Raw genomic sequence first — 22,827 nt, forward strand, 5'->3', positions numbered from 1 at the left:
GATGATCGAATTCAAACTGCCCTCTCTGGGGGCCGATATGGATGAAGGCACGTTGCTGGAGTGGAAAGTCCATCCGGGCGATGTGGTCAAGCCGGGTCAGGTGATTGCTGTCGTCGATACCACCAAGGCCGCCATCGAAGTCGAATGCTGGCATGACGGCACGGTGTCGCAACTGTTGATCGACGTCGGCGCCAAAGTCCCTGTGGGCACTACCATCGCCTGGTTGGCGGAACCGGGCGAAAAACCACAGGCCCCGGAACGCACAACGACTGCCGCGCCTCTGCTGATCGAAAAGCCAGCCCCGCACGACAGGCGCCCGCGGATTTCTCCGGCGGCGCGCAAGCGTGCTGCCGAGTTGGGGGTCAGTACCGAGGATTTGAAAGGCCATGGTCCTCAGGGGGCCATTACCCTGGAGGACATCGAGGCAGCCGCCCGCGTGGCGAACACCCCGGATCCCGTGCAGGCCATGCGGCACACCATCGCTGCGGCCATGAGCCGTTCAAAACGCGAGATTCCCCATTACTACCTCAGCGAAACCATCGCCCTGGGCAAGGCCATGGCCTGGTTGCAGGCGCACAATGCGCAAAGCACGCTCGAAACGCGCCTGTTGCCCGGTGTCTTGCTGCTCAAAGCAGTGGCGCTGGCCTTGCGCGACTATCCGCAGCTCAATGGGTTCTGGCTGGATAACGTCTTCAAACCCGCACTCGATACAGACCTTGGGGTGGCAATCAGCCTGCGCCAGGGGGGACTGGTCGCGCCGGTTCTGCATCATGTGGCAGATATTTCCCTGACTCATTTAATGAGCGAACTGGCCAGCCTGGTGGAGCGTGCCCGCAACGGATCCCTGCGTAGCTCCGAACTGGGAGGCGCCGGCATGACGGTCACGCAACTCGGCGACCAGGGTGTGGACAGCGTATTGGGGGTGATCTACCCGCCCCAGGTGGCCTTGGTCGGTTTCGGCCGTATCAGTGAGCGCCCGTGGGTGAACGATGGCCAGCTGTGCGTCATGCCAACGGTCATTTGCAGTTTGTCGGCCGATCATCGAGTCAGCGATGGTCATTACGGCGCACGCTTTCTGAGCGAAGTCCGTCGTTTGTTGCAGACGCCAGAGGCGCTTTGAGGAAAGGACATATGAACCGGAAAATGATCCGTGATGAAGTATTGAAGGCCTTGAAAGGCATCGCCCCGGAGCTTGAAATCGAGCAGTTGCGTCCCGATCGGTCACTGCGCGAGGAGGTGGATCTGGATTCCATGGATTGGCTTCGTTTCATCGAGGCCATTGATCGAAGGCTGGGCATGGCAATTCCCGAAAGCGATTACCAACACGTGGACACCCTGGACAAGCTCATCACCTATCTGGAGCAAACAGGACGCTCCTCCACACCTGAGCCTTCGACCCACAAGGGGTGAATACGACATAACCTTCTTTGAGGAACGCACCGATGAACATCGACCAAGCGATCTACGGCCGTCGCTCGACACGCGATCGATCCTCCGTAAAGTGCCGCAGATCCGTTGGCTAGGCTGATCCAGGCGGGGCATCAGTGATCCACGTGTTCACAGGCGATCAAATGCACCATTCTCCGCCAGGAACGTCGCGACCAGGCCGGTGCTGTCGAGCACTTGCAAGTGTTGTGTGACGCAGTCGGGCGGCAGGCGAAACGGCGCAACGGTGTCGGTAATCGCGATGTGCTGGAAGATCGGCGGGTCGAACAGGTGACGGCCAGCGGTAAACAAACCATGGGTGGCGGCGGCGAACAAACGTGTGGCGCCGGCCTTCTGACAAGCCAGGCCAGCATGTTTGAGCGTGTCCCCGGTGCTGATCAGGTCATCGAAAACAATGGCGGTCTTGCCGGCAACATCGCCGATCAGCAGGCTGCCCGTGAGCGTGGTATGGGTACGGTGCTTTTCCATCAAGGCGCTGCCGACCGTACGCCCCAGCTGCCGCTCCAGGGCCTGGCGAAAGTGTTCGGCGCGCTTGGTCCCTCCTGAGTCCGGCGACACCACCACCACGGCGGTGTCGCCGACTCGTGTGGCGAAATGCTCGGCGAACAGTTCTGAGCACTGCAGATTCCATGCAGGCAGGCGAAACGCGTTATCGAACGCGGCGGGATTATGCACGTCCAGGGTCAGCAGGCGATCCACGCCACAGGCTTCGAAAAACGACGCCACGTAGCGGGTGATGATCGGGTCTTGAGGCTGGCTGCGGCGGTCCTTGCGCCCGTAGCAGAGATACGGTGAAACCACCTGCACCTGGCGCGCGCCGGCATCCTTGAGGGCGCCGCAAAAAAACAGCAGGCGACACAGCTTATCGTTGGCGCTCTGCCGGCCATCGCCGTACAAGGCGTGGAAGACCACGACCTCGCGACCGTTTACCGGATCCAACGGCCGACACTTGTGCTCGCCGTCTTCATAGTCACGTTCCTCATGGCGTGCCAACGGGCAAGCAAGTCGTTGAGCCACGCGAGCGGCATAGTGCTCGCTGCCTTGCAGGGCAAAAAGAAGGGGGGGCAGGGTAAGCATGCAAGACTCCTCTGAGACTGCCGGCAATGGCGCCTCATTTCAGTGGCACGTATCCCTATGCATGTTTGCCATTGCGAGCCTGCATGGCCCGCCGGCCTTGATCGAGCGCATCCTCAACGGGCGGCGCCATGGCGTACCACCTCAATGCAATACGTCTCTTCGAAAGGCGGCACATGGCATTCGACGATGTCATCGGCGGCGACCTGCAAATGTATGCCAACAATGTCGGCCCGAATCGGTTGCTGGCAGATATGCCGGTCCACCAGTACGGCGGTATGGACGCGGCGTGCCCCCAGTTGCGCCAGGTACGCACAGGTGCGCAAGAGCGAATGGCCTTCGAAGAGCACATCGTCGACCACCAGCAACGTGGTATTGGCCAGGTCGAGACCGCCCAGGGCCGGGTTTTCGGTCAATTGGGTGTAGGTATGCAGCACTTGCAGGTCGTCGGCGTAGCGCTTGACCTGGAGAGGGTAAAGAGGCAGTTGCGGCTGGCCGGTCCGATGCGCGATGTACTCGCGCAACCGTTGAGCCAGCGGTTCGCCCCGGCGCTGGATACCAATCAGTGCTGCGTGGGTCGGGGGCAGGAGGGTCGCGGCCTTGTGCGCCATTACCTGCAGCACGTCATCCAGCTCGTTGCTGTCATACAGGCGCACCCGCTGACTGGCCAATAGGATCGTCATCGCCTTTCTCCTGTCCGTAGACCATGGGTTATGTACCCAAGGTAATCCGGTTGCCACTGACGAGATTGACATTGATCAATCGCGGTCCAAACAAAGGCCGGTGATTGACGAGGGCGAACCGCCAACCCGTCCCGACACGCATGCGCCGTTGAAGGCCTGGTCGTCGAAAGTAATTGATATATATCAACGCCACGGTCGCCCTGACGGAGGATGGTGAATCTACAACGAAGGTGCCCGTTGCAGCGGCAGATACGACAATGGCCCGCGGTGACAGGCAGTGACAAACGTGCCAGTTCCTATGCAAGTTCCATGGAGTCCGATCATGAGCCAGTATCAACGGTTATTGCTGATCATCAACCCGGCCCTGCGCCACTCCCATGCCCTGGGACACGCTGCGGCCCTGGCCAAGGCCAGCGGTGCGAGCCTGCACGTCGCCGCCTTGATCCCTTCCTGGAAACTGTTGTCACTGCTCGAAGAAGGTGACCGGGAGCAGGCGCGCGAAGGCTACCTGCAAGACCATCGCGATTGGCTCAAGAACCAGGCGAATCACCTGCGCGACAGAGGCATCGACGTGACCACGGAGGTGACCTGGGCCGATGACATGCAGCAAGACATTCTCGATCACGTCACCGAGATGCAGCCCGACCTGTTGATCAAGCAGGTGCAGCACGAGTCAGCGTTCAAACGGGCCTTTTTCACCCCCCTGGACTGGCGCTTGCTGCGCCATTGCCCGGTACCGGTGTACCTGCTGGGTGAAAGCGACCGTCCCTTGCCACGCAAGGTCGTGGCGGCGGTCGACGCGTCCAGTACCCTGGCGCAAGACAACGAGCTCAATGAGCGGATCATCCAGCAGGCATGCGGACTCGCCATCCAATGCGATGCCGAGTTGCACTTACTGTACGCCTGCGACATTTCGATGGTGTACATGGGCGATATGGGCGGCGGCGGTCTAGCGCTCTCGGATCTTGGCGAGCAGTTGCGCAAAGAACATGAAAAGTCCTTTTTCGACCTGGCTGACCGACATGGCGTGGCCGCTGAGCGACGTCACTTCATTGAAGGGCACCCTGTCGCGGTGCTGAGCGCGTTCGCCGATGAGCAGCATATGGATGTGATTGTGATGGGCAGGGTCCAATCCCATGGCCTGGACAAGCTTTTGGGCAGCACGACCGAACATACCCTGTACCAGGTAACTTGCAGCGTCCTGGCCATCTAGCGCGACCAGGATCGTCCATAACGAAGCGACAGGCATCATTGCCTCAGGAGGTTCCCATGATTCAGAGCCCCTCATTGCAAACCACTTTGCCGAACCGCACCGAGGCCGGTCGGCGGCTGGTCGAGCCCTTGTTCAAATATGCCAACAGACCTGACGTCATCATCCTTGCCTTGCCCCGTGGTGGCGTCCCGGTGGCTTATGAAGTCGCGACGGCCCTGAACGTTCGCCTGGACCTGATGCTGGTGCGCAAGCTTGGCGTCCCGTCGCACCCGGAGTTCGCCATGGGCGCCATTGCCAGTGGTGGCATACAGATCCTCAACGACGAGGCGCTGCGGGTGCACCCGATCGACCGCGCCAGTTTCGATGCCGTCGTCGCCCGGGAAACGCAGGAACTGTTGCGGCGCGAACAGGTGTATCGGGGTAATCGCCCGCCGTTGCAGCTCAAGGACCAGGTCGTGATCCTGGTCGACGACGGCCTGGCAACCGGTTCCTCCATGATGGCCGCGGTCCATGCGGTACGCGTGCAGTCCCCGGCGCGCATCGTTGTCGCGGTGCCGGTTGCTCCCCTGGAAACGGTCGAGGCGTTGCGCAGCGAAGTGAATGAAGTGATTTGCCCGCTCATCCCCGAGTGGATGATGTCGATTGGTTATTGGTATTTGAGTTTTGCCCAGACGTCGGACGATGAAGTCATCGATCTCATGCACCAAGCCTGGCAGCGGGAAGCGGCGAGCGGTTGCACGACGGAGCATCCTGATGCTTGAACCTCAATCTCGAACCATCGACTTGCCAGGCGTCGAGTTATCGGCCGATCTGCGTTTGCCGGCGAACACCCGTGCCCTGGTGATCTTCGTCCATGGCAGCGGCAGTGGGCGTACCAGCCCACGTAATCAATACGTGGCCGATGTCCTGGCCCGTCGTGGCCTGGGTTCGCTGTTGTTCGACCTGCTCACGGAACATGAGCAGCGTATGGACAATCTGACCGGCGAGTTGCGCTTCAATATCCCCCTGTTGGCCCGGCGCCTGATCCATGTGATCGACTGGGTTGGCCGCAACCCTGAACTGCACGCGCTGCGGATCGGACTGTTTGGCGCCAGCACCGGCGCAGCTGCGGCGCTGGTGGCGGCGGCCGAGCGGGTGAATGCGGTCGCGGCAGTGGTCAGCCGGGGAGGGCGAACCGACCTGGCGGGGCCGGCGTTGCTCAAGGTAGAGGCGCCGACCTTGCAGATTGTCGGTGCACTGGACCCGCTGGTGTTCGACTTGAATTGTCAAAGTCGCCAGGCCCTTCGGTGCGAGCAGGCATTGGAAGTCGTGGCGGGTGCCACGCATCTTTTCGAAGAGCCGGGCACCCTGGAAGAAGTCGCCAGGCTAGCCGGCGACTGGTTTGAAAAATACCTGCTGGCTTCCACCCCCTAAGCAGGCTGCCTACCTCCTCATACGCCAAACGGATAGGTTTCGTCTTCCGGTTCCAGTGGCTGGTTGTGCGGCAGGGGCAGCGCCGTGACCGGCGTGGTTTGCTCGAACCAGATCATGGCATCGAATTGTTCGGCCAGTACCGACTCGAAGTAATGGCTGGAACGCTCGCTCTCGGGGCGGTAAATCACCCCGATGGCCCGCTCCAGCAAAGGAGGGGACAAGACCCGTCGCAGCTCTTTTCGCTGCGGGTCCCGCCAGTCGGTCAGGGACGCCGCAACCCCAGCTTTGAGGAACTGATGTTCCCAACTGTCCGGTCGGGAAGGGCGAATGTCCTTGATCCGCATCTCACCGTCCCAGTCATCGGCGGCAGCCACTTGGCCTCTGTCGGTGGCCATGCCGATCAGGACGGCGTCGCGCCCAAAGGTGCTACGGCACAGCTGACCGATGTTGAACTGCCCCTTCCAACCCATTTCCGTGGCGCCTGCGTGGCCGATATGGGAGTTGTGTGCCCAAACCACCGCCTTGGCGTGCGGCCCCCGATGTTCGAGCAATGCACGCAACGTCTCGAACATGTGTCGGTCCCGCAGGTTCCAGGAGAGCGTCGATCCTCGATAAACCGCGCGGTAATACTGTTCCGCCGCCACCACCACCCTGGCGTTCTGCGTTGCGTTGAAGAACGCTTCGTCGTCGCGAATGAGCCCGGCCAATTGCTCGGCCAGCATGACGTTGAGCTGCTCGACCACCGGTTGCTCGCAGGGCATCACACCGTCGCGCTCGACAAAATGGCCATACAGCGCGGGATCATCCTGCCACGGGGTCAAGCAACCATAGCGTCGCCGGGCTTCATGGGCCAGCTGCGGGTCGACCCGCTCCAAATAGCTCAGCACCTCATGAATGGAGTTGCGCAAGCTATAGACGTCCAATCCGCGAAACTCGACGCGCTGCTCGGCAGCCAGTCGGTGATTGTGCTCATGAAGCCAATGGGTGAAGGCCTTCACTTCGCTGTTACGCCACATCCAGGTAGGGAACCTGCTGAAGATATGGCGCTTCCACGCCGAATGCGCCAGCCCCCGGACGTACTGGTCGACATGGCCGGCGTCCGGCCAATCGGCCTCAACCGCCACAATGTTGAACCCGTGACGCTCGATCAGTCGTTGGGTAATCGCCGCCCTGGCTCGATAGAATTCGTGGGTTCCATGGCTCGCCTCGCCGATCAGCACCACACGCGCGTCGGCGTAGCGATCGAACAGTTCGGCAAAACTGGGTGAGTCCAGGTCCGGCAGTGGTTCTGCGTATTGACGCAGCAAAGGGACTATGTGGGCTCTATCAACGTGATATTGCCGGCCATAGAGCTTTTCCATCAGTTTTTGCGAAGGTGAGTTCATGAACGTCATCCCTCAAAGTTGAGCACGCAGGTGGAATATCAAAATCCCTGAGAGAAGGTAATGCTGTTCAGTTCAAGAGTAGATTCAGCTACTTGCTTGAGTGAACAGCGTTGCGGGGCCAAGGGGTTCTTACGGGCTACAGTTTCAGGCGATCAGCAAATGATCCTCCACCTTGTTGACCCCCGGCACAGACCAGGCGGCCCGTTCCGCGATCTGGCGTTCACGCCACAGATGCACTCTGCCTTCAAGCTTGACCACACTGCCTTCAACCTTGATTTGAATCGCCTTGGCGTCGATTTCGGCATTGCGCTTGAGCGCTTCTTCAATGCGCCGCTGGATATCGGCCACGGCCACCTGGGGACGAAGCGTGAGCCGGTTGTCCACGCCGACCACCCCCGAAAGCTTGCGTACGGCCCGTTCTGCCGTTTCCTTCTGGTACTGCCAGTCCACCTGGCCTTCCAGGCTGACCCAGCCGTTCTCCACGATCACCTTGACAGCGCCTATTGGAAGATCGGAACTCCAATCAATGATGTGCAGTGCGCGACTGGCGATGGCGTCATCCGCTGTACCGGCATCCTTGTTCAGTCTTACCTGGATTTCTTCGGCCACTGCGCGCACGCCTTTCACCGCCTTGACTGCACGTTCGGCACTGACTTTCTGGGCGTAGTCGCTGACGTGCCCAGTCAGGGTGACAACCCCATTGTGAACTGTAACGCCAATTTCCGCGGCATCTATGTGGGGTTGGAATTCAAGCTCTTCCAGGATGGTGTTACGCAGGCTCAGGTCGCTCATGACGATGTCCTCGGTAGAAGGGGCAGGAGTCGCCCGTTCCTCTTTTTTACCCTCGGTCAGCGTCAAGACATTGAGCTAGGTCAAGTGGGTAACAGTGCTCGCTGGCCGTTGATCGCTAGGATCGATAGGGTAAGGGCCATGTCCCGACGGGCAACGACACGGAAGCGGGGCGAGCCCTGAGCGCGCTGCCAAGATTCGCACAACGAGGCAGGCCAATCGTTTTTGAGGAAGTTTTTCTTATGCTCGATAAATGGCTGGACCCCGTTCTCTTGCTGCTCACCGCACTGACGCTGCTGGCTGGGGCCATTGCGCATGTTGCACAGCAACCCGAATGGGCGTCGATATGCTGGGCGGCGGGCAGCCTGGTAATGGCTGGGGTCCTGCTGGTTGAAATCCTCAAGCGCCTGTCCCGGGGCGAGAGCGGTGTCGACCTGATCGCCCTGCTGTCGATCACCGCCGCTCTGGTCTTTGGGCAGGCCCTGGTGGCCGCGCTGATTGCCTTGATGCTGGCGAGCGGCCGGATCCTGGAGTTCTTCACCCGCCAACGTGCCGAGCGGGAGCTCAGTGCGCTCATCGATCGGGCGCCACGTTTCGCTTGGGTGCAGGAGGAGGACGGCCTACGCAAAATCCCCGTTGAGCAGGTACAGCCCGAGCAAACATTACTGGTGCGGCTGGGGGAAGTGATTCCGGTTGATGGTCGCTTGCTGAGCCCTGTGGCCATTCTCGACGAATCGGCGCTCAGCGGCGAATCGTTACCGCGGACGCGCCGGGAAGGCGAGCAACTGTCCAGCGGGGTTTCCAATGTCGGTGACTCCATCCTGCTCATCGCCACAAGCACGGCGGCGCAAAGCACCTACGCCGGGATCGTGCGCCTGGCCGAGGCGGCACGCCATTCGCGGGCGCCTTTCGTACGCCTGGCTGACCGTTATGCGCTGTTCTTCATCCCCTTGACGTTGCTGATGGCAGCCACGGCTTGGTACATGAGTGGTGATGCCTTGCGGGCACTGGCGGTGCTGGTGGTGGCCACACCGTGCCCTTTGATACTGGCAGTGCCGATTGCCATCATGTCCGGTATCTCGCGGGCGGCGCGGCGCGGAATACTGATCAAGGATGGCGTGACCCTGGAAGCGCTGGCCGGCATTAAACAGGTATTCCTCGACAAGACCGGCACCTTGACCAGCGGGCATGCCCGCTTGCAGTCGATCGAGACGAACGGACCCATCGATCCGCAACGCCTGCTTGGCCTGGCCGCTTCACTCGCCCAGGCTTCGACGCACCCCATCTCCCAGGCCATCGTCGACGCGGCGCATCAGCGCAAACTGCCGCTCTTCGTCCCGCAAGGGGTAGAGGAGAGTCCCGGTGCAGGGCTGTCTGGGCAGGTCGACGGTGTACAGGTGCGTTTTGGTACATTGTCGTTTGCCAATCACGATGCGCCCGTGAGCGACTGGGCCACCACCATGCTGCGCCACATGGATTACCAGGCATGCAGCGCAAGCTTCATCGCCGTGGATGGCAAGCTCGCTGGCCTGCTGGTCTTTTTGGACACCGTTCGGCGCGAAACCCCGCAAACCCTGCGTCGACTGCGCAATAGAGGGATTGAACGGATCGTCATGCTCACCGGGGATCGCCTGGAAACGGCCGAAATGATTGCCCTGTCCGCCGGGATAGATGAACTGCGTGCCGGGTTGAGCCCCGAGGATAAAGTGCAGGCTGTACAGCAGGGTTGCCTGCGCGCCAGCACATTGATGGTCGGTGATGGCATCAACGACGCCCCCGCGCTGGCGGCGGCCAACGTCGGCGTGGCGATGGGGGCCAGCGGTGCCACCGCTTCTGCGCAAGCGGCGGGCGTTGTGCTGCTGGTCGATCGCCTCGATCGCCTGGTCGAGGCATTGGACATCGCCCGGCGAACCCGTTTTATCGCTCGTCAAGGCGTGCTGGTGGGGATGGGAATGTCATTGCTGGCCATGGTGCTGGCGGCCCTCGGTTATCTACCGCCGCTGGTTGGCGCCGTGGTGCAGGAGGGCATCGACGTGGTGATCATCGTCAACGCCTTGCGCGCCTTGGGGCCGCTGCAAGCGCTGGGGAAAAGAAAGCTGGCCGCTGAGCACATTGATCACCTGCAAGCTGAACACCAGCAACTCGGTGCTTTACTGAGCGATCTGCACCGAATGGCCAACGACTTTTCCCAGCGACCACCTGAGCAGGCACGGACTGATCTGGCGGAGTTGGTCAGCCTTCTGCAGACATCACTGGCGCAGCATGAGCGCGAAGATGAGGACACACTGTACCCACTGCTGATACGAAACATGACAGGCGAGGACCCGCTATCGGCCATGAGCCACGTCCACCGGGAGATTTTTCGGCTTATTCATCTGCTGGCGCGCATGAGCGACGACTTCAGTTGCGCCCCCGCCACGGCAACTGCCGATGAGATCCAGCATCAACTGATCCGGCTGGACACCCTGGTGCAACTGCATTTTGAACAGGAGGAAGAGCTGTTTCGTTATCTGGATTGGCGCTAGCGATTGAAGACGGGGGGAAAAGACTGTGTTGTCAGTCCTTTCAAAGACTATCCTGATCCCCGAAAAACATTTTGCCTGGGCTCTAGGACGGTTGTTTCAGGTGGAAAAAAAGAGTTGTGCCCCATTTTTTCCCCACGTGCCCCGGCTGCGCTAGCGATCGTGAATGGCGATTTCTGATAACACCAATGTGACTTTGGCTGGCTTTCAGTGGACTTCCTTCCACGCCGTGTCATCTGGGTACTTGACTCTGCCCCATGGGACACCTCGTATGCTTTTTTCCAGCGCCCACTCTGGCGCGCTGCCAACAAGGAGTTCCTGTGAAAGGTTTATGTCTGGTGACAGGTGCCAACGGCCATCTGGGCAACACCTTGCTGCGAGCGCTGCTCGATCAGGGCTATCGGGTCCGAGCCGGCGTTCGTGACATCTGTAACCACACACCCTTTGTCGGGCTGGACTGCGAGTTGGTGTATGCCGAGCTGCTAGACAGTGCGGCCTTGGACAAGGCGCTGGAGGGGGTGCAGGTGCTGTTTCAAGTGGCCGCCGTGTTCAAGCACTGGGCTCGCAACCCGGAGGCCGAGATTGTCGAGCCGAATATCCAGGGCACGCGGCGTGTGCTGCAAGCCGCTTCACGGGCGGGGGTGCAGCGTGTGGTCTACGTCAGTTCGGTGGCCGCCGTCGGTCATGATGGTACGGCGCTGGATGAGGCGCACTGGAATACGGAAAGCGAAAACGCCTACTACAAATCGAAGATACTTTCCGAGCAGGCGGCTTGGCGGTGCGCTGAGACGTTGGGGTTGAACATGGTGTCGGTATTACCTTCGGCCATGGTTGGCCCCAATGCTGGCCACCTCACCGATACCATGGGATTTCTTCAGTCGGTTCGCCAGCGGCAGATGCCCTTTGACCCGGGGTTTCGTTTCAACTTCGTGGATGTTCGCGATGTGGCCGAGGGGATGATACTCGCCGCCGAAAAGGGGCGGCCAGGGCAGCGCTATATCCTGGCCAATGAGCGTTCGTCGCCGCTCAGCGATTTGATCGAGGCCGCCAACACCCAAGCGCCCGGGTATCGCCAGCCTGCCTCAGCACCACGCTGGTTACTGCTGGGCGTGGCGTGGTTCCAGGAACGCTGGGCGCAACGAGTTGGCAAACCCGCCCAGTTACTCTTGAGCCAGGTGCGCCTGTTTCACAACGTGGCGCAGGAATACGACATCACCAAGGCGAAAAACGAATTGGGATTCAACCCTCGGCCGCCTGAAGTGGCCTTGAGGCAAGCGTTTGCTTATCTGTACAGGCAGGCGCATCAACCTTATGAAGACCTGCGACAGGGCGAGGCGCAAACATTGAGTTCATCTCGCTTTTAAGTTCAATCAAGTGAAGATCAAGCGCCTGCAGTTCCGCGATCCTGTCCCGGACCTGCTGGCGCTTGTCGTCGACTGCCTGGTTGGCCAATGCCAGCGGAAAGGATTTCAACTTGTTTTTTGCAGCAATCAGCGGGTTCATCTCGGCCAGCTTGAACCCGGCAGTCTGCGCTTTGCGGATCAGGTGGACGATTTCCAAGTGATGAGCATTGTAGAGGCGATACCGCCCCTCACGCTCTGGCTCGCTGATCAGGCCCATTTGCTCGTACAGTCGAATGGCTTTTGGGGTGCAGCCGGTCAGTTCGGCGAGTCGTCCAATGAACATCTGTCAATTCCTTATGTGAGACGGCAAGTACTCTAGCGTTGTTTGATCGCCAGAGCTGCAAAAGCCGTTACATAAAAATCGAAAAATGTCGAGGTTGGGCTCGGTAGCGAATCATCACCGCTTTCAGCTCGAAGTAATCATCAACGAATGCGTTGCCGAACTGCCGGCCTATCCCCGAGGATTTTTGCCGCCAAAAGGCTCCGCTGGGTCCAGCATCGTGCTGGCTTCGATGGCGGGCACGATGCGCAGGGCTTTGCTCAAGTCTTTTGTCCAGAGGCTGGCGCTCAAGCCGTAGGGCGTGTTGTTCATCAAGGCCAGCAGTTTTTCTTCGCTGTCGTACGGCAAAAACATGGCGATGGGTCTGAAGGTTTCCTCGTTGAGCAGGGTGTCGTTGACGTTGTTGTCAGCATGATCGTCCCCGACGACGCCTAAAGACTCTCAGGGTCGCCGAAGAACATTTTGACTGGGCTCTAGGACAATGTTTTTAGGTCGATAACACTTTTGTTTGCCCCCACTTTTGCCCCCATTCGTACCGAGTGTGCGGGTGATCGCGAATGGCAATTTCCGACGGACTTCGCTATTCCTGGCCACTTAAGCCGTTGGGCCAGGTTGCTGATCAATCGTTAGGCAAGTGCAACTGCACTTCCATGGCGTCATGAAGGAGCCTGACGACCTCGATCACGTCGTCGTTTGCCACACGATAGAACACGATATGGCGTGGGCTTTTGACCGTTCCATGGGTTTGTTTGGCCTGCTGGCGTGAATAGATGAGGTGATAGCTGCGAAGGCCCGGTGCAAGCTCATCGCGGTCGTGGCTGCCGATGCGATAAGGCGTGTCGGCAAGCGCTTGCAGCGCCGCGAGGATCAGCGCTTGGTAGCGCTGGCGAGCTTGATCGCCGAACTGCGTCTGCGAGAGCCTGAGAATGTCGACAATGTCGGCGCGCGCCGGGTTGGAAATCCGATACTGCGGCATGCTCAGTGTTTCTCTCGCGCGGGGAGGGTTGCCTCCAGGCTCAAGCCCTCGAGGTAGTGCTCCAGATCCCCTTCGTTCACCTGAGTAAAGCGCCCGTGCTCAAGATCCATGATGCCGATTGAGGTCGCCTGACGCAGGGCCTCAATTTTGGCGGTGTCTTCGGCGACGCGCTGCTCCAATAAACGTAAACCTTCTCGCATCACTTCGCTGGCATTCTGATAACGGCCGGACTGCACCAAGTCATGGATAACCTGTTCCTGGTGAGGGGTGAGCACAACGTTTCGCGTCGCCATAACTAGCTCCAGGTCTATGCAAACAGGTACTTTTGATTGTTGGCATATTATGCCATTTTCGCTCAGGAGAATAGCTTGGGGCCGACATCCGGCGATCAGGTGATGGCTGACTCGGCGCCAATCAGCAAGGTTCAAAGTCATCCGCCCATAATAAAGCGACCTGCAGATTGATTTGAAGATTGATATGCCTGACTGTGCGTGGGAGGAGACGCGCGATGTGTGCTTCTCGATCCGCCCTGAAATCGATCGGCATGTTCGATGCCCATCAATATTTGCGTTTAGAGGCATCAAGAGAGGTTCCAATGCCCTACGAGTTAGAAAATCGCCTGGTGATTGGCGTCGCTTCCAGCGCTGTGTTTGATTTGTTGGCATCGGACGCAGTGTTTCAGAGTCAGGGGGAGGAGGAATACCGCAAGTTTCAGCAAGAAAATCTTCACGTCCCGCTTCCTAAGGGGATAGCGTTCCCCTTCATCAAGCGCTTACTGTCAGTGAATGACCTTAGCGTCGATCCTACGGATCCGCTCGTCGAGGTAATACTTCTTTCGCGTAATGATCCCGACACTGGGCTGCGCGTACTGAAGACTATCGAGCACTATGGGCTTGGGATGACAAGGGCGATTTTCATGCAGGGAAAATCTCCTTATGAATACATACCAGCACTGAATATCGCTTTATTTTTGTCGGGTGACAAAAAAGACGTGGAAGCGGCTATCAGGGCCGGGTACCCGGCTGGCCAGGTGCTCGATTCAAAATTTGAAGACGACGAGACTGATAAAACCCTACGCATCGCATTCGACTTTGACGGCGTGCTCGCCGGCGATGAGTCCGAAACAATCATGCAGGCCTCTGGATTGTCTGAGTTCCATGCGCACGAAGTGAAGAACGTCATGCAGCCCCATAACCCTGGGCCGCTGAAGGAATTCATGGTGCGGATATCCAAAATCCAGTCGGTCGAGGAGAAGCACAAAAAGCTCAATCCTAAATACGAAAACCGCATACGCGTCTCGATCGTCACAGCCCGCAATGCTCCGTCTCATGAGCGTGCGATGAATACACTCAAGAGTTGGGGTGTTATGGCCAATGACGCATTCTTCCTAGGTGGCATCGAGAAAGGAAAAATTTTAGGTGTATTGAAACCACACATCTTCTTCGATGACCAATCAGGGCACCTTAAATCGACTAGCGCAGTTGCTCCATCCGTGCACATTCCTTTCGGCATCACCAACCATGTCGCTACTGTGGATGCGCTAGAGCCTGAAGCGGATCAGGTCCAGCAGGTGGTGTAACACGGTGGCTTGAGCGCGTAGTACCACAGGAATTCGTATCGGTTCTGTGCTTGAACTGGCCTAATGATCCCGGACACCTCTTAAGGGCGATATGATTCGCCCAATCAGGAGGTTCCATGCAAGAGCGATAGACCTACACCCGCGAGTTCAAGCAACGTGCTGCAAGCATGGTTCTTGATGATAGCTGCTCAGTTCCCGACGTCTGTGCATCTATGGACGTTGGGCCTACGGCTCTGCGCCGCTGGATTGGTCAGGTCCAATCGTTGTGTAGATACCTATGCCGATCAATGGGCCGATCAATGGGTTAAAACACGTGGCTACCAGCCACCGGGAAACCATTGCCGGGCGAGCTGCACCGTTACGCGCAAGGTGTGCTGGCTTTGTTCGCACGCAAGCGCCTGTTCTTCAGGCGACGCCGGTTTGCTCCACTTTGGCTGGGTTGCCAAGCGCTGTGCATAGCTAGCTTTAAACGCAGGGCTGGCCTCGCCAGTCAGCCGCATCGCTTTAGCATAGTCCGCCTCGAGATCTTCGGGCAGCGAACCACAGGCCAGTTTGGCTTGCTGATAGCGCACGGCGTACATGAAGCCATCGGTGGGGGCTTCGTCGTAGGTGTAGCGGGAGGGTTCTGCGGCCATGGCAGTACCGGTGAGGAATAGGGCGATGAGGAGGGGGCGTCCGTGCATGGGCGGGGAAAGTCTCGGGTGGTTGACGGTGCGTTTGACCTGAACACGAGTTGTATAGCATTGAACAGGCCACTCGTTAACTATACGTGCCCGGTTTGAATTGCAGCGACCAAGGCAATGGGCCATCATTGTTGGCCGCTACGAGCCATTCTTCGTATGTCGTTCGGATTTATAGGGTGTAAGAAATGTTTAGGCGTCTCATGGACTTGAGCAAGCGGTTGCGCAAGGATTTTGCTGCTGTAGCGGTTTCCAAGGAACAGGTTCTGCACTCGATGGAGGTGTACCCTCAGGCAGGCCCCGTCGGGTGTTTGCCCGCGAATGTGCTGGACTACTGGCACAGAGCGCTGATCGCCGATGACTTGGGTGGCCTGCAAGCCACCGATGTTCGCATTCCGTTGAAAAATTACGCGAGACTGGCCTGGCCCGACTTCAATCTTGGTTTCGGCACGCGCCCGGCGCTGGCGCTGGGCATTCTCACCGAGCGTGCCGCAGAGGCTCGGCGTAAACAGCAAGCGCAGGCGCTTGAGGCGTCAGAGGACGACGCAGAGGGTGAGCAGGAGGCGGACGAGCCGGATGACGATCCGCGCATTCCCATGGCGCTGGTGTTTCATCAAACCACTTCATCAAACGATGAGGTCCAGGTCACGTGGCCCGACCCGGATAAAAAGCCTGCGCCGGGCGCGAAAAAAATCCGCCTCAAGCCCGACCGGCTGAATATCGCGTTCTGGTTTCCTTTCGACCTGAACGACAAAAACCAAATATGCCTGCCACGCGACCCCAACGATTGCCGGCCGCGTGTGGTCCGCCAATGGCTTGAACCGCAGCCATTGATGGCGGCCAACGACCTGCCGCCGGCCATTGGCCACTTCGATTGCTATCGCGACGAGCTCAAGCTATTTCTCGCGACGTTGAGCCAAAGCGCCAATTTGAGCGGTTATGTCGACGCCTGTTTTGCCTTGTTCGCCCGCGTTCAAGCGGATGGGGTTGAGACGGGAATGGCGCCGATCACGGGGCAATGGGTTGCGGTGCCGCGACAGCCTGGCTATGCAACACGTGCGCTCGCCAACGTGTATGAAGCGATCCCCAATGCGCCGTCCATCGGCGCACTGGAGCAGCTCATAGGCGCCGGACGACACCGTTCGGCTGTCCAGGCAGGCGGCATGGCAGCGCCGCAGGTGACGATCCGGCACGTGGCCATGGTCGATAAGGCCACACACCTCGACAAGCCAGACGTCAATCGCGGCGCAGACCCCTTGAACGAATCGCAGCGCCGCGCATTGCACGCCCTCGGCCGGTTGGGTGAGCAGGTCGGGGTGGTTGCGGTCAGTGGGCCGCCGGGCACCGGGAAGACGGCCATGCTGCGTGCGATGATCGCCAACCAATGGGTGTTGGCGGCTTACGATAACCGCGAATATTGCCCCGTCACGTTTGTGTGCGGGGCGACCAACCAGAGTGTCGAGAATGTGATGGGCACGTTCAATGGTGCCGTAGGCAGGAAGCATGCCCTGGCACGTCGTTGGTTGGACCCTACGGGCAAGCCACTATTGGGTTTCACCGCCAGCGCACCGTCCAAGGCCAAGGGGAAAACCCATCGCAGCAAGTTCACCACGCTTGAGATCCGGCAAAAGCAGTTGCGCATCTTGGGCGTCGGGTCCTCCAGCCTCAAGCAATCGTACGAAGACGGTGTTGCGGCAGCCCTTGCTTTGGCGCGGCACTTTGAAGATGCCTTCCGCGAGCTGCCAGAGTTGTTCAATGCGTTGTTTAGCGTTGAGCAGAAACATCAGGTCAGTGATGCCACGCGTTTTATCTATCTCATGCAGAAGAGTGCTTCGACAACGCCTACGGCGTCGACCCTCTGCGAGCACTTGAACACGCTGACCCAGGTATTGCGCAGTGGGTTGGCCTCAGCAATCGAGCGCCAGGCTGACATCGACGCGTTCATCGAGCCCGGTGAACTGGCTGCGCGCTTTCCCAGTGAGGCATGGGTATCTTCCTGGGCCATCGACATCCTCGCGGATTTGCGTGTGGCTGCAACCCCCGAGGCGCGGCAGGCGCAGCAGCAGAAATTGCTGGATGTGGTGTGGCGGCCGATTATTTTCCAGTTGGCCGCGCGTTACTGGGAGACGCGTTGGCTGGCCAGTGTGATCGCAACCCCCGAGCCTGGCAGCCGAAAGAACGCACTCAGGCACACAGCCATGCTGTTTCCGTGCATTGTCGCCACCTTGCACAGCGCCCCACGGTTACTGGGAGAGGGCCGTAGGCCGCTGTTCGCGTTCCTGGATTTACTGATTATCGATGAGGCGGGGCAAGCTGCGCCGGAGCTGGGTGTGCCGGTGCTTAGCCTGGCTAAAAAAGCCGTGGTGGTCGGCGATATGAAGCAGCTCTCCCCCGTGTCTTCGGTAACACCCGAGGTCGATGCGCGCCAGGTGCAGGACCGTTGGGCCGATCCGTCGTCTTTGGACGCCTTGCTCGTGCGTGGCGCGGACTCCGCCACGGGTTCAATCATGAAGCTTGCCGCAACCGGGGCATCGTTTGCCGAGGCCATGCCGGACGGACGGCTACGGGACGGGCTGCTCCTGCGGGAGCACTACCGTTGTGCAGAGTCGATCATCAATGTGTGTATCGATTTGCTGTACCACGATCACGACCGTGATGCCGAGGGCGGGTTGCTCAGCAAAGAGTTGGAACCCAAAGTGCCCAACCCGCTGGCAGGGCTGTTCGCGGATGCCGAGTTGCCCTTGCTCGAGGGCGAAGCTGAAATGCAGTTGCGCAAACGCATGAAGGCGACGTTCCCGCTACCGCCGCTCGGGTTCTATCAGACCGGTGGCCCGAACGATGAGCCCTGCAAAGGCGACTCATGGTCCAACCCTGGAGAAGCCAAGGCCATCGTGGACTGGCTTAAAGAGCACGGACCGCGCCTGGCGAAGTGGGTCGCCAGGGTCGAAGGCCACCCGGAGCAGCCGATAGGGTTGGAAAAACTTGTCGCGGTCGTCACGCCATTTCGAGGCCAGGTCGAAGCGATAAAGCGTCGGGTGCGCGAAGAACTCGACCCTGATGACGCTGACCTGAGTGAGCGTTTGACCATCGGCACGGTTCATACCCTTCAAGGGGCGGAGAAACCTGTGGTGTTGTTCAGTGCCGTGAATCGGGAAAGCCGCGCCAGCCGTCGAACCGATACCAATCATCGTGAGCGGGTGTTTATCGATCGTGACGATGGGCGCCTGCTCAACGTAGCGATCAGTCGTGCGCAGAAAAGCTTCATTATGTTTGGCCATTCCGATCTGTTTTTTTCCCAGCAGGCGATGGACCCGAACAACGATTTGCCTTCGGCTGTGGTAGGACGATGCTTGGCCGGTGTGCGTGAGCCAGAGCATGAGCGGCTCACCTGCGCCCCGCGGGTGCCAGCGTGCAAGCTCGGTCCCGCCACGCTGATGGTTGTCGAATCCTTGCACAAGGCGAAAATCATTCAAGAACTGGTACCTGGCGGTACTCAGGTGTTCGGCTGTGGCGGTCATATTCGTGACCTCCCAGGCCCCGGTGCGATCAGTTGGCGTGATGGGTTCAAACCGCACTGGCAATTGAGCGAGCGCGAAGGCAGTGACCTGGCGGCGTCCCTACGCAATACCGGCAGCCGTTTACTGCAATGCACTGAGCTGGTGTTGGGGACGGACGATGATGCCCAAGGCGAAGCTATCGCCTGGCACATGATCCAGGTACTCAAGGAAGCACCGTGGTTCATGCATATCCAGAGGGTGCGTCGGGTAAGGTTTCATGCATTGACCACCCCCGAAATGGCCCGATCATTTGAGGAGGGTCGGTGTGTACAGGTCGAGGGCGCTACCGCCGACGAGCGAGCTGCCAGCGCTTGCCGGGCCTTGAATATGGGCTTGGCATATGGAGCCATTGCCCAGCGGGTGCTGGACAACCTCATCGGCTCGGTCTACATGCGTCACGGTATTGTCGGGGGCGGACGGGTCAAGGGGCCCTTGCTCAGGGTACTGGCGGGCCATGGTGATTCCCCGGGGTTACCCGGTAAACGGTTGGGTGTCGCGATAAACCTGAAAGTGAACGATACCCTCGTGCCGGCTCGCTTGATGGTGCGGCGCGGCAGCGAAGCTTGGCGCGCGTGGGGCAGTGACCGCACAGAGAGCGTTCACACCTTGATCGACCAACTGAGCGACGCGGTGGTTTCACCGACACCTTGCGTGCTCGAGCATGAGGACTTGCTGCTGGCACCTGCTCAAAGCCTGGGCACTAACCTGGTCCTGCAAGAGGCGTTCAGGCGATTTGGCTGGATGCCGTCGAGCACCATGAGCACGTTGCAAAAACTGTATGAGATGCGCGAGGGGCAGGACGAGCCCGAGTCAGCACCGAACGACAATGGTTGGGCTGCATTGGATGCGCAGGGACGCCTGTTCCTGACCGAGTCCGGACGGCGCCAGGCAGATAAGGTGCTGAACAACCCTTGGCTGAACACAATCAGCGCCAATGCGTTGTTGATGGCCTTCGACGATGCGCTGACTCACCTGTCCCAATTGCCGGATGCAGGGGAGGCGGACTACCTTGCGTTCGTGCACACCTGGGCGGCGCAGTTTGATGATCAGTGCGGCGCGCAGCCGGTTGCGGGCCCCCATGCACCAACGGTCGATGCGCAAGGCGCTGAGGTCGCGCTGTTTTCTCTGCAGCCCGCCGTCGAGCTGAATACGTGGGGCGCGCCTGCCGGTTCGCCTTCACCCGCTGAGGCCGAGCAGCACGACGATGATCCCGCGCCTGGTGCGCAAACCCACCCGGTTTCGGACGGCGGCCGCAGCGGTGCCCACGGAGCACTGGTGCCTCTGGACATCAGCCTGGAGGCCGACAACCCCAAGATGGCCGCGCTTACCCCGAGGCAGCGGCAACTTTACGACCTGATGTCCAAACTGATGTTGGCCTCTTCCCTGCGAGATGGACAGTTTCAGACTGTACGCCGGATTTACACCCTGACGTGGCCGGGTAAACCGGCTGTCCGGCAGGTTGAAATTGGTGTCGAGGTGATAACAGGCAAGCCGGGCAGCTACCCAGGCTGGTTTACGCTGGACCCCGATGGCCTGCACCAGCACACGCGCAATTGGGCGTCGGCAGAGATGGAGGTAGTGCTCGATGAGCAAAGCCCTCGCTTGCAAGTGATAGTGCAAGACCACGGCATACGCACCCGCTCGCTACTTGAGCCGACAGTCGATCGTTTATTGGCGTGGATGCAAGCGCGTGGACACGGTAGGCCCTCGACATTCGGCAAGCACATCGATGATCTGGTACGTGGCAATACGTCGAACGCGCGCGCGGAGGGCACTGCCGATGAATAGCATTTTTGCCGCCATGACCCTGATGCGAAACGCCTATGAGGCCGCATTGCGCGACCCCTCGGACGCAGTTGCCCAGGCAGCGTTCGTCGCTGCGCACCAAGCGCAACAGCACACGTTCGTTGATTCATTCGACGTCGCGGGCATTACCTACCCGCGTACTGATGGGCACACACTGAGTGAGCGTGAAGCGCGCGAGGTGATTTCCAGAATCCTGTCCAACCCGGCGTACAGCGTATCGGACCTGCGGCCCAGCGTCATTGAAGCGGCCTACCCGCTACAGGCAGACGTGCTGCGTGCGGAAATCGAAGCCACGGTCGCGCGGGCCAATAAAATCAATGGGCTCGACTGGCGAACCGACGCGCTCGATGCCAGCACCAAGCAAGCGATGCGTGAACTGCTACGCATGCCCACCTTGGCGGGCGGCTACAAAATCATTTCCCAGGTCAAGTCCGCGGCCAACGCCCAGGTGTTGAATATCTACCGTGGCTACGATGCCGATCACTTGATCCCCGACAAGGCACTGCGAGGGTCACTGCACAGGGGGCAGTCTTTCAGCCTTGACCAGAGCTACGCGACGTTTATGCAGGATTCACAGAACAGAGGATCGCAGCATAAATTTGTGACGGACGCCCAGAAACACACACGCAAACGGCTGCGCTGCGATCCGAAACTGCTCGCGAAAAACCCAACGACTGGCGAGTACCTGGAGCATGTGCTTGAGTGGATGACCCATGTCTATACCACCGCGGATCTGGGTGTGGATGTGGCCGTCAGGAACAGTGGCCTTGCCAACTCGGATGAATTCAAACGTTTCAACGTCAAAGGTTTTGACTTGGCGCAGGCAGGGTTCATGACGTGGAATGAACGCAAAAGTGTCGGCCGCGCTGTCGCCATGGTGCTCCTGATTGAGGCGCGTGAGTTCTACACGGCGGCCGGCTGGCCCATGGACAGGGAGTTGCCTTTGTTCTACGACGTACCTTCTACAGTGACCCAACAACCGGTGCCTGTGACATGAGCGACAACATAAACCCATCAACACCCGCCCATGGCGTCCGGCGCTACCAGCTTGCCGACCTGACAATGGCCGCCGGTGTGCCCTGGTTTGCCGTGCACGTGTCGGACGAAAGCGGTCATACATCGTCCTGGATTATCAGGGGGGAACTGGACGGTGAGCATTTACGCCTGCAACCACAGGTTTGGGTGCCAGATGCCATCCAGGCCATCGTCAATGATAGCGACGGCCAAGTCTGGGCGATCACTAGCGAAGATGAACTGATCACCAACACCGTCCTTGGACAGGTGGCTGGATGGCGGCAGGTTACGCCCCATCCACAGCTCAACGCGCGCGATGAGTGGTACTCCCGCACACTGGGTTATGTGGCCACGGATGGCCAGAACGTCGAGCTTGCTGAATGCCTGTGTTGGGCGAGCGATGGCTTGTTGATCGGTACGTTCAGCCGCCGGTTGTATCGTTGGACATCGGGCGATGTTGCTCGCCTTGAACACGACGATCACATTGTCGGAACGCTGGGTGGTGTCAACAACATTGTCCAGACGCAAGACGCAATATACGCGCTGGGGTATGCGGGCCTGATCCTGCGTCGGTTGGTGGACGGGACCTGGCAGCGAATTGATGGACCCTGGCCGATGGAGGCCCGCGCGTTCATCAATATGATTGCCGGTGTCGAAGGTCCGCGAGGGGAATTTTGGGCCATTGCGGCGGGCGGTTCGGTCGTCAGCGTTGCGGGTGATGTGACCCGCACCATTGCACAAGTACCCGGTGAGCCTCTGGGCATCACCCGGTTCCAGCGCCAGTGGTTCGTGTCGACCCTCGACGGTTGCTACGAACTACCGGGGGATGGTGACACGGTCCTGATCAAACGCGATATTTTGATGGGTAAATCGATTGATGCCGGGAACTGCCTGATTGCCGTCGATGCCGAGCCACAACACGCCGATCACGCGCAGGTCCACCTGTGGTTGCGCACCAGAAACCGCGATGCTTGGCTGCGCCCAATCATTTGCCGGGCCTGATTGAG

18 protein-coding genes and 3 pseudogenes are annotated in these 22,827 nt (G+C 59.5%); 12 read left to right on the forward strand and 9 right to left on the reverse strand.

The annotated features are described in order from the left end of the window. Window position 1 precedes the first annotated feature (1 nt). Together GFU70_RS13090 and GFU70_RS13095 are read left to right on the forward strand one after the other, a co-directional pair. Window positions 2-1,120 carry a dihydrolipoamide acetyltransferase family protein gene (locus GFU70_RS13090; RefSeq protein WP_153388167.1) on the forward strand — a complete coding sequence of 373 codons (1,119 nt, stop codon included), beginning with the start codon at window positions 2-4 and terminating at the stop codon, window positions 1,118-1,120. An 11-nt stretch (window positions 1,121-1,131) separates the two neighbouring features. After that, entirely contained in the window at window positions 1,132-1,410 is a 279-nt protein-coding gene (locus GFU70_RS13095; RefSeq protein WP_116642308.1) for an acyl carrier protein, read from the forward strand. A 147-nt stretch (window positions 1,411-1,557) separates the two neighbouring features. Here GFU70_RS13095 and GFU70_RS13100 read toward each other — a convergent pair whose 3' ends face one another. Both GFU70_RS13100 and GFU70_RS13105 read right to left on the reverse strand, forming a co-directional pair. Further along, window positions 1,558-2,523 carry a ribose-phosphate diphosphokinase gene (locus GFU70_RS13100; RefSeq protein WP_116642307.1) on the reverse strand — a complete coding sequence of 322 codons (966 nt, stop codon included), beginning with the start codon at window positions 2,521-2,523 and terminating at the stop codon, window positions 1,558-1,560. Window positions 2,524-2,636: 113 nt separating this feature from the next. Next, window positions 2,637-3,203: a phosphoribosyltransferase family protein gene (locus GFU70_RS13105; RefSeq protein ID WP_153388168.1), complete on the reverse strand. Its 567-nt coding sequence runs from the start codon at window positions 3,201-3,203 to the stop codon at window positions 2,637-2,639. A 322-nt stretch (window positions 3,204-3,525) separates the two neighbouring features. On the opposite strand from GFU70_RS13105, the gene GFU70_RS13110 reads away from it, so the two are divergent. From GFU70_RS13110 to GFU70_RS13120, 3 genes are read left to right on the forward strand one after another with little or no spacing between them, the layout of a single operon-like run. Next, window positions 3,526-4,416 (forward strand): universal stress protein, encoded by an 891-nt coding sequence (locus GFU70_RS13110; RefSeq protein ID WP_058545877.1) that lies wholly within the window; start codon window positions 3,526-3,528, stop codon window positions 4,414-4,416. 56 nt (window positions 4,417-4,472) lie between these two features. Next, complete coding sequence (locus GFU70_RS13115; RefSeq protein WP_058545878.1) at window positions 4,473-5,177, forward strand: phosphoribosyltransferase; 705 nt, start codon at window positions 4,473-4,475, stop codon at window positions 5,175-5,177. Continuing rightward, window positions 5,170-5,829 (forward strand): dienelactone hydrolase family protein, encoded by a 660-nt coding sequence (locus GFU70_RS13120; RefSeq protein WP_058545879.1) that lies wholly within the window; start codon window positions 5,170-5,172, stop codon window positions 5,827-5,829. Before GFU70_RS13115 ends, GFU70_RS13120 begins: the two co-directional genes overlap by 8 nt. A 17-nt stretch (window positions 5,830-5,846) precedes the next feature. Here the strand turns inward: GFU70_RS13120 and GFU70_RS13125 are convergent, their stop codons facing one another. Together GFU70_RS13125 and GFU70_RS13130 are read right to left on the reverse strand one after the other, a co-directional pair. Beyond that, window positions 5,847-7,214 carry an erythromycin esterase family protein gene (locus GFU70_RS13125; protein WP_058545880.1) on the reverse strand — a complete coding sequence of 456 codons (1,368 nt, stop codon included), beginning with the start codon at window positions 7,212-7,214 and terminating at the stop codon, window positions 5,847-5,849. Window positions 7,215-7,358: 144 nt separating this feature from the next. Further along, complete coding sequence (locus tag GFU70_RS13130; RefSeq protein ID WP_058545881.1) at window positions 7,359-8,006, reverse strand: BON domain-containing protein; 648 nt, start codon at window positions 8,004-8,006, stop codon at window positions 7,359-7,361. A gap of 239 nt (window positions 8,007-8,245) precedes the next feature. Here GFU70_RS13130 and GFU70_RS13135 point away from each other — a divergent pair, with 239 nt between their 5' ends. Together GFU70_RS13135 and GFU70_RS13140 are read left to right on the forward strand one after the other, a co-directional pair. After that, window positions 8,246-10,528, forward strand: coding sequence for a heavy metal translocating P-type ATPase (locus tag GFU70_RS13135; RefSeq protein WP_153388169.1), 2,283 nt, complete (start codon window positions 8,246-8,248; stop codon window positions 10,526-10,528). A gap of 317 nt (window positions 10,529-10,845) precedes the next feature. Beyond that, entirely contained in the window at window positions 10,846-11,889 is a 1,044-nt protein-coding gene (locus tag GFU70_RS13140) for an NAD-dependent epimerase/dehydratase family protein (protein WP_116642304.1), read from the forward strand. Between the two features lie 13 nt (window positions 11,890-11,902). Here the strand turns inward: GFU70_RS13140 and GFU70_RS13145 are convergent. The 4 genes and pseudogenes from GFU70_RS13145 to GFU70_RS13160 form a co-directional block, all read right to left on the reverse strand. Continuing rightward, a pseudogene (locus tag GFU70_RS13145) lies at window positions 11,903-12,211 on the reverse strand (MerR family transcriptional regulator); the annotation flags it as partial. A gap of 67 nt (window positions 12,212-12,278) precedes the next feature. Continuing rightward, a pseudogene (locus GFU70_RS13150) lies at window positions 12,279-12,613 on the reverse strand (aldehyde dehydrogenase family protein); the annotation flags it as partial. A 214-nt stretch (window positions 12,614-12,827) separates the two neighbouring features. Further along, entirely contained in the window at window positions 12,828-13,184 is a 357-nt protein-coding gene (locus GFU70_RS13155) for a type II toxin-antitoxin system RelE/ParE family toxin (protein WP_092250824.1), read from the reverse strand. A 2-nt stretch (window positions 13,185-13,186) separates the two neighbouring features. Continuing rightward, a complete protein-coding gene (locus tag GFU70_RS13160; RefSeq protein ID WP_032698686.1) occupies window positions 13,187-13,477 on the reverse strand; it encodes a type II toxin-antitoxin system ParD family antitoxin in 291 nt (96 codons plus the stop codon). Between the two features lie 302 nt (window positions 13,478-13,779). Here GFU70_RS13160 and GFU70_RS13165 point away from each other — a divergent pair, with 302 nt between their 5' ends. Further along, window positions 13,780-14,763: a 5'-nucleotidase gene (locus GFU70_RS13165; protein ID WP_193034306.1), complete on the forward strand. Its 984-nt coding sequence runs from the start codon at window positions 13,780-13,782 to the stop codon at window positions 14,761-14,763. Between the two features lie 146 nt (window positions 14,764-14,909). Then, window positions 14,910-15,071: pseudogene (locus GFU70_RS13170) on the forward strand (transposase); the annotation flags it as partial. A gap of 9 nt (window positions 15,072-15,080) precedes the next feature. Here GFU70_RS13170 and GFU70_RS13175 read toward each other — a convergent pair. Then, window positions 15,081-15,398 carry a hypothetical protein gene (locus tag GFU70_RS13175; RefSeq protein ID WP_057010989.1) on the reverse strand — a complete coding sequence of 106 codons (318 nt, stop codon included), beginning with the start codon at window positions 15,396-15,398 and terminating at the stop codon, window positions 15,081-15,083. Window positions 15,399-15,646: 248 nt separating this feature from the next. On the opposite strand from GFU70_RS13175, the gene GFU70_RS13180 reads away from it, so the two are divergent. The 3 genes from GFU70_RS13180 to GFU70_RS13190 are packed head-to-tail and all read left to right on the forward strand — an operon-like array spanning window position 15,647 to window position 22,822. Beyond that, window positions 15,647-20,788 (forward strand): AAA domain-containing protein, encoded by a 5,142-nt coding sequence (locus tag GFU70_RS13180; RefSeq protein WP_193034292.1) that lies wholly within the window; start codon window positions 15,647-15,649, stop codon window positions 20,786-20,788. Next, on the forward strand, window positions 20,781-21,803 hold the full coding sequence (locus GFU70_RS13185; RefSeq protein WP_153388171.1) for a hypothetical protein: 1,023 nt from the start codon (window positions 20,781-20,783) through the stop codon (window positions 21,801-21,803). Before GFU70_RS13180 ends, GFU70_RS13185 begins: the two co-directional genes overlap by 8 nt. Next, entirely contained in the window at window positions 21,800-22,822 is a 1,023-nt protein-coding gene (locus tag GFU70_RS13190) for a hypothetical protein (protein WP_153388172.1), read from the forward strand. Before GFU70_RS13185 ends, GFU70_RS13190 begins: the two co-directional genes overlap by 4 nt. The last annotated feature ends 5 nt before the right edge of the window (window positions 22,823-22,827 follow it).

The sequence above is a fragment of the Pseudomonas brassicacearum genome (assembly GCF_009601685.2).
GTDB lineage: Bacteria > Pseudomonadota > Gammaproteobacteria > Pseudomonadales > Pseudomonadaceae > Aquipseudomonas > Aquipseudomonas kilonensis_B.

What these genes read in the sequence shown, in the direction of transcription:
- GFU70_RS13090 (WP_153388167.1), top strand. Translation starts at nt 2, where the DNA reads ATGATCGAATTCAAACTGCCCTCTCTGGGGGCCGATATGGATGAAGGC.
- GFU70_RS13095 (WP_116642308.1), top strand. Translation starts at nt 1,132, where the DNA reads ATGAACCGGAAAATGATCCGTGATGAAGTATTGAAGGCCTTGAAAGGC.
- GFU70_RS13100 (WP_116642307.1), bottom strand. Translation starts at nt 2,523, where the DNA reads ATGCTTACCCTGCCCCCCCTTCTTTTTGCCCTGCAAGGCAGCGAGCAC.
- GFU70_RS13105 (WP_153388168.1), bottom strand. Translation starts at nt 3,203, where the DNA reads ATGACGATCCTATTGGCCAGTCAGCGGGTGCGCCTGTATGACAGCAAC.
- GFU70_RS13110 (WP_058545877.1), top strand. Translation starts at nt 3,526, where the DNA reads ATGAGCCAGTATCAACGGTTATTGCTGATCATCAACCCGGCCCTGCGC.
- GFU70_RS13115 (WP_058545878.1), top strand. Translation starts at nt 4,473, where the DNA reads ATGATTCAGAGCCCCTCATTGCAAACCACTTTGCCGAACCGCACCGAG.
- GFU70_RS13120 (WP_058545879.1), top strand. Translation starts at nt 5,170, where the DNA reads ATGCTTGAACCTCAATCTCGAACCATCGACTTGCCAGGCGTCGAGTTA.
- GFU70_RS13125 (WP_058545880.1), bottom strand. Translation starts at nt 7,214, where the DNA reads ATGAACTCACCTTCGCAAAAACTGATGGAAAAGCTCTATGGCCGGCAA.
- GFU70_RS13130 (WP_058545881.1), bottom strand. Translation starts at nt 8,006, where the DNA reads ATGAGCGACCTGAGCCTGCGTAACACCATCCTGGAAGAGCTTGAATTC.
- GFU70_RS13135 (WP_153388169.1), top strand. Translation starts at nt 8,246, where the DNA reads ATGCTCGATAAATGGCTGGACCCCGTTCTCTTGCTGCTCACCGCACTG.
- GFU70_RS13155 (WP_092250824.1), bottom strand. Translation starts at nt 13,184, where the DNA reads ATGCCGCAGTATCGGATTTCCAACCCGGCGCGCGCCGACATTGTCGAC.
- GFU70_RS13160 (WP_032698686.1), bottom strand. Translation starts at nt 13,477, where the DNA reads ATGGCGACGCGAAACGTTGTGCTCACCCCTCACCAGGAACAGGTTATC.
- GFU70_RS13165 (WP_193034306.1), top strand. Translation starts at nt 13,780, where the DNA reads ATGCCCTACGAGTTAGAAAATCGCCTGGTGATTGGCGTCGCTTCCAGC.
- GFU70_RS13175 (WP_057010989.1), bottom strand. Translation starts at nt 15,398, where the DNA reads ATGGCCGCAGAACCCTCCCGCTACACCTACGACGAAGCCCCCACCGAT.
- GFU70_RS13180 (WP_193034292.1), top strand. Translation starts at nt 15,647, where the DNA reads ATGGACTTGAGCAAGCGGTTGCGCAAGGATTTTGCTGCTGTAGCGGTT.
- GFU70_RS13185 (WP_153388171.1), top strand. Translation starts at nt 20,781, where the DNA reads ATGAATAGCATTTTTGCCGCCATGACCCTGATGCGAAACGCCTATGAG.
- GFU70_RS13190 (WP_153388172.1), top strand. Translation starts at nt 21,800, where the DNA reads ATGAGCGACAACATAAACCCATCAACACCCGCCCATGGCGTCCGGCGC.